This is a genomic window from Pantoea sp. RG18, from assembly GCF_025910075.1.
In the GTDB taxonomy this organism is placed as follows: Bacteria; Pseudomonadota; Gammaproteobacteria; order Enterobacterales; family Enterobacteriaceae; genus Pantoea; species Pantoea agglomerans.
Genome location: NZ_JAPCIL010000005.1, coordinates 1 through 5,477, shown reverse-complemented (window position 1 = coordinate 5,477; position 5,477 = coordinate 1). Strand labels below are relative to the sequence as shown.

Genomic DNA, 5,477 nt, shown 5'->3' with positions numbered 1-5,477 from the left:
GGCGAAGGTGGTGGGACCCAAAGGCGAGTCGATCTGGACCGACCGCTATGGGCGGGTGAAGGTGAAGTTTCACTGGGACCGGCTGGCGAAGGGCGACGACACCAGCTCCTGCTGGGTGCGCGTCTCCAGCGCCTGGGCCGGCCAGGGATTTGGCGGGGTGCAGATCCCGCGAGTGAACGACGAAGTGGTGGTGGACTTCATCAACGGCGATCCGGATCGTCCGCTGATCATCGGCCGGGTTTACAACGAGGCGAGCATGCCGCCGTGGGCGCTGCCGGCGGCGGCGACGCAGATGGGCTTTCTGAGCCGGTCGAAGGATGGCACGGCGGACACCGCGAACGCGTTAAGGTTTGAGGATAAGGCGGGTGAGGAACATCTGTGGATTCAGGCGCAGAAGAACATGGATACGCATGTTAAAAACGATGAATCACATAGTGTTCTAAACAATAGGACAGTTTCGGTGGGTGCTAATAATGAGACGCGAGTGGATGGTGACCATACTCTCGGCACTCAGGGAAATAGTAAAACGCTGACAACGGGCAATCGTACTGAACAGGCCTTTGCTTCTTACACAATTGCAGCCGGAGATTCTGTAAGGATCGAGTGTGGCCTCAGCGCGATTGAGTTAACTAAAGAGGGTGCGATTAATTTCATTGGTAAAAATTTTAATATTACCGTCGACGGTAATGGGGAGATTAACACTAAAGGTGGTGAGTTACATTTAAATCCAGAAGGAGGAAGTGCTGCAATAATTGCACCGGGTAGTGGACATAAAAATAAAATAAAAAATGAAATTGAAAACTACTTTTCTTCATCAACACAAAATACTAAAGGATAAAAATGGCCACCTATACTCTTCAGGAAGCTTCAATTAAATTGCCCGATGTATTCAAAGACCGGACAATGAATCTTTTTACGATCAGTGAAAATAACGCGAGTGAGTTTACGTTCGTAGTATCTCGCGCATCTGCTTTTCATGACGATACAGTACAAAAAGTGGCCGCAAGAATTATCAATGAGATGAGTGTGACTGTTCCCGCTTTCGTAAGCGTAACATCACAACTGATCGAGATAGATAATCTGCCTGCAGTTGAGCTTTTTTATCACTTTGAAAATGACGGCGCTGAGATCTGGCAAAAACAATCGATTGTTTTACTTGATGATGACGCCGGGGGTAAAAAGATTGTTTGCTATATTGGAACATGCCCAGGGCGTTTTAATGCTTATTATACTAAGCAATATCATGAGATTATTAACAGTGTTAAATTTAATTCTTTCGATTCTGATCATGAGCCTGTGTCAATAGCAGCTGATGCATCGGGAATTTTCTTTTGTTTTGATAACGACACTAAAGTGCTCACGGCACATGAAACGGTGACATTACTTTATCAGAATGTTGATTTAAAAAGAGCATTGAATGGTAGCTATTTGTTCTTTGACTCAGCGGGAAGTCCATTACATATCGCCGCATTAAATAATGAAGAGCCGTTACGCTATGCATTATGGACATCACCGCACAGGAAAAGCTCATCTTTAAGAGATGTTCTTGGTATGGCAAAAGCATTTAAAGGACCAGCAGAGCTCTCCAGCGAACAACAGATCCTTGCGTTTCTTCAGAGACATGAGGATGTATAAATCATGGCTGAATTCAATGCTGCCAGGGAGCAGGACGAGGTAGCTCATACAGCCTCCAAAGGCTGGATGATCGCCGGGTTAATTGGCGGTGCGATATTGGGTGCAGCAGCCGTTGTTGTTACCGGTGGAGCGGCTCTGGTTGTCGTATCCGCAGCAGCAGCCGGTGCCTGCGCCGCCGGAGGAGTGGGTGAGGTGCTTGGCAGCATGTCATGGGCTCCGCGGCACAACACTGGCAAACTGTTATCCGGATCGCCGAATGTTTTCACTAACAGCAGAGCAGCGATACGGGCACATTTATCCAAAGGCGACTGCGATGAGCACAGTGGCTCATTGCAGCTGGTAGCTGAAGGTTCCGATAAGGTTTTTATTAATAACTTTCCTGCCGCCCGTATCGGAGACCGTTTGACCTGCAGTGCGGAGATATCTGGTGGTTCCGCAAATGTGTTTATTGGCGGAGGTAAACTTCAGACTGACGACATCAATCCCGAAATCCCCGGCTGGGTGAACTGGCTGATGATGGGGATAGGGACTGCTGCCGTCGCGGTGCTGGCTTCTCCGGCTATTGCGCTGCTAGGATTAGCCGGCGCAATGGGCGGCGGTTACGCCGGCAATTGGGTAGGTGGCAGACTGTTCGGGGAAGGCTCTGACGAACAAAAATGGTCTATGCTGGTGGGCAGTTTTGCCGGTGGGGCATTGGGTGGCAAAGGGGGCATGAAGTTTGATGCCTGGCGTGCCGGGGAAATGCCAAAGACAGCTAAGCTAAATCCTGATAATGTTGAAATATCATCACGTCGCGCTGAGTTAAATAAGAAGTTTGGAAGAACTGGTGATTTAAATAAAGATATCACGATTCGAGGTCATAAAGAAATGGCTCGTGATTGGTTAGAGTCAAAAGGTTTTGACCCTCAACAGATCAAAGATTTTGATAATGGAATCGATTATTCGCAGAGAGTAAGTGTTGAAGTAGTGAACAGAAGTAAGCCTCTCTTTCAAAACCAAGTGCCTGGCGGTCGCCAGGGGAACTGGTATGCCTTAAGCGAGGATGTTAAGCCTACCAGACTTGGTATAAACCCTAAGGGAACAATTTATGGTACGGAAAGTGTGGTTGATAAGGTACCCAAGCCTTATACTGTGCAGCACAAAGTTGAGATGCTACGGAGTACATCGCTGCCAGCACTCGACACTTGGTCGGTGAAGAATCAACCCTATCAAACAGAAGGCGGAGCGATTCAATTGCTCTCAAACGAAAAAGGTGCATTTAAGGGTTATGATGAATAAAGAAGAATATACTGCTCTTGACTACATTAATGATGCTATTGATATAACTAATCAAAGAGCCATGGAAAAGCCGGAGTTTACAGTTTTTCAGGTTGCTCTGAAGCAGCTTATTTATGTAAAAAAAATACTAACTGGTGAAGAGAAAGATAAAAGTGTCCTGCATAGCATGAGTCTGGGAAGTTTGGCCTCCAAAGAGTTTGATACAACTGATCCAGAGCTTGCTAAACATCTTTCAAACGCAAATTATATTGCATCTCAAATAGGTGCGGGACTCAAGGTTATTCTTCCTCATCAAACCGATCCTGAATATGAAAATCGTAAAAAAAGATATTTAAAATTTCATAAGTAAATGGGTGTTGGCCTATTTTACTCAGTCTTTATTGGTTGATATCCAGATCACATATTAAATGAAAAAGTTACTCTATTAACTATGTCCATAGATTTTGCTTTTTTTAGGCAGGAGTCTGTGTAGAAAGATAATTTCATCCTGACACCTGTTACTTCTAATCATAAGATACTTTTAGTAAAAATCATTTCCCTTCAACTTTAACTGGCTCGCTTCACTGGCTGTACGGATGAACCATGTTCCCGCGCATTACTTCACCGCAGCTGGCCTGCTGTTCGATACGCTTACGGGCACCGAAATGCTGGTTGTCCGTTTGTGCTCTCCGTCGAACTGCTGTTCACCGACGCGCGTATCGACCATCACGCTTTGGTGGGCAAGCAGGTGACTTTTACGCTACCGACCCATGGCCTGATGAACGCGCTTAGTCCGCGCTAACTTAACGGCAAAATCACCCGCTGGCGGTGCGCAGCCAGGAGCTGAGCGGCACACGATATGCGGTCTATTAACTGACGGCCGAGCCTGACCTGTGACCGTTGAAACGTGACCGCTATCATTAGCGCTTCTAAAATGATTCTGGCTGGCAAATGATTTTTAAAAGAGATGACAATAGCGTGGAAATCATAGCATTTTTATTGTTTTTATTAGTGACGGAGTTTTTTATCTGGAGCAGTAAGATTTCCTATGGGAGAAAAACGCTGGCTGGTCTAGGTAAAGCTTTTGTCGGTGTTTTTATCGCCATTATCGCTATCGGGTTCGTGCTTAAAGGACTGGCAGCGATAATGCCTGGTTTTACCAGGGACGCCGCAGGGGATTTAATGGAGGCGTTAGGTGCGTCATTATTTTTTATATGGGGTATGAGGTTTATACTTGTTGGGTTGTGCAATATGTTTGGCAATATTATGGATTTTCACAAGAAATATAATGCTGATAATTACAGGAGGTTTTCACCAGCTATCAATAAACTGGCGCCAGGGCTGTTCGTTTTTTCAAAGGTCATTCTTTCTCTTGGTTCAATAGTGATTTATTACGGTATCTGGCTGGCTAATTAAATTAAGAAGGGAAACAGGCTGTAAATTTTGATACGGACTTTGGTTTGACCCTTAAGCCGGGTTTCTCCAGAGAAGCGATCGAACAGCGCTTCTGGAAATGCCTCTATACTCCGGCCAGAAAAAAATGCTGCATTACTAAGTTGTGTTATCAAATACCCCAAGCTAGCGGAACTGATACCGGTTGCCTTTCCAGATATCTGTTTAACCCATATCGGACACTACTTAACCACTTATGACTCATCCTGTCCGGGAGTTTGGGCCGCGTATGAAGGTTGCCAGTGTGAGATAAATGCGTCTGACTGGCTGTTAAAAAAGCCTGCCATGACGGGCTTAAAGTCCCGCACCGCCACAGGAGCTAATACGGGACGGTGCGCTGTCTGTATAGCGGGTTGCAAAAGGTGGGTGAAAGCAGCAGCGCGACACGCATTACCTGTCGACCGCGGGGGGTGGCTGGAAGCCGCTGGTGCACATCGATACGCTGGATGACAGCGCCATGATGTACTGGTACCCATTCTCTAATATAAGCACGGAATCTGATTATGTTCTCACGCATTACCGCACAGCTGCCGGCGGACGGCCTGCTGTTCCATACGCTTAAGGGCACCGAGACGCTGTCCCGTCCGTTTGTGCTCACCGCTGAACTGCTGGCCACCGACGCGCGCATCGACCGCCACGCCCTGCTGGGGAAGCCGGTGACGTTTACGCTGCCGACCGACGGGCTGATGAACGCGCTGAGCCCGCGCTACCTTAACGGCAAAATCACCCGGGTGGCGGTGCGCAGCCAGGAGCTGAGCGGCACCCGCTACGCGGTCTATGAGCTGACGGTCGAGCCTGATCTGTGGCCGATGAAGCGCGACCGCAACCTGCGCATCTTCCAGAGCCAGACGGTGCCGCAGATTGTGCAGACGCTGCTGAAGGAGTACGGGGTCAATGTGGAGACCCGCCTGGCGGGCAGCTACCGGGTGTGGGAGTACTGCGTACAGTATCAGGAGAGCAGCCTGGACTTTATCAGCCGCCTGATGGAGCTGGAGGGGATTTACTACTTCTTCCGCCACGAGGCGGACAGACACACGCTGGTGCTGTGCGACGCGCCGGACCAGCATCAGGCGTTTCCGGGCTATGAGACCATCGCCTATCACGTCACCCCGTCGGGCGGCGTGGTTACCGAA

At 48.3% G+C, this 5,477-nt stretch carries 6 protein-coding genes and 1 pseudogene; all 7 read left to right on the top strand.

Annotated elements, in window-relative coordinates; genetic code table 11:
- Window positions 1-838, top strand: an 838-nt coding sequence (locus OK409_RS06660) for a type VI secretion system Vgr family protein (RefSeq protein WP_264366906.1), incomplete at its 5' end; no start/stop codon positions are given.
- A gap of 2 nt (window positions 839-840) precedes the next feature.
- The gene (locus OK409_RS06655; protein ID WP_264366905.1) at window positions 841-1,635 is read left to right on the top strand and encodes a DcrB-related protein; all 795 of its coding nucleotides are present in this window, start codon (window positions 841-843) and stop codon (window positions 1,633-1,635) included.
- Window positions 1,636-1,638: 3 nt separating this feature from the next.
- Window positions 1,639-2,913, top strand: a complete 1,275-nt coding sequence (locus tag OK409_RS06650) for a polymorphic toxin type 46 domain-containing protein (RefSeq protein ID WP_263057133.1) — start codon at window positions 1,639-1,641, stop codon at window positions 2,911-2,913.
- On the top strand, window positions 2,903-3,262 hold the full coding sequence (locus OK409_RS06645; protein ID WP_264366904.1) for an immunity protein Tsi6 family protein: 360 nt from the start codon (window positions 2,903-2,905) through the stop codon (window positions 3,260-3,262). Before OK409_RS06650 ends, OK409_RS06645 begins: the two co-directional genes overlap by 11 nt.
- A gap of 226 nt (window positions 3,263-3,488) precedes the next feature.
- Window positions 3,489-3,762 (top strand): annotated as a pseudogene (locus OK409_RS22520) (hypothetical protein); the annotation flags it as partial.
- Between the two features lie 81 nt (window positions 3,763-3,843).
- A complete protein-coding gene (locus OK409_RS06635) occupies window positions 3,844-4,308 on the top strand; it encodes a hypothetical protein (RefSeq protein ID WP_050680639.1) in 465 nt (154 codons plus the stop codon).
- Window positions 4,309-4,847: 539 nt separating this feature from the next.
- On the top strand, window positions 4,848-5,477 hold a 630-nt coding region (locus tag OK409_RS06630), incomplete at its 3' end, for a type VI secretion system Vgr family protein (protein ID WP_264366903.1).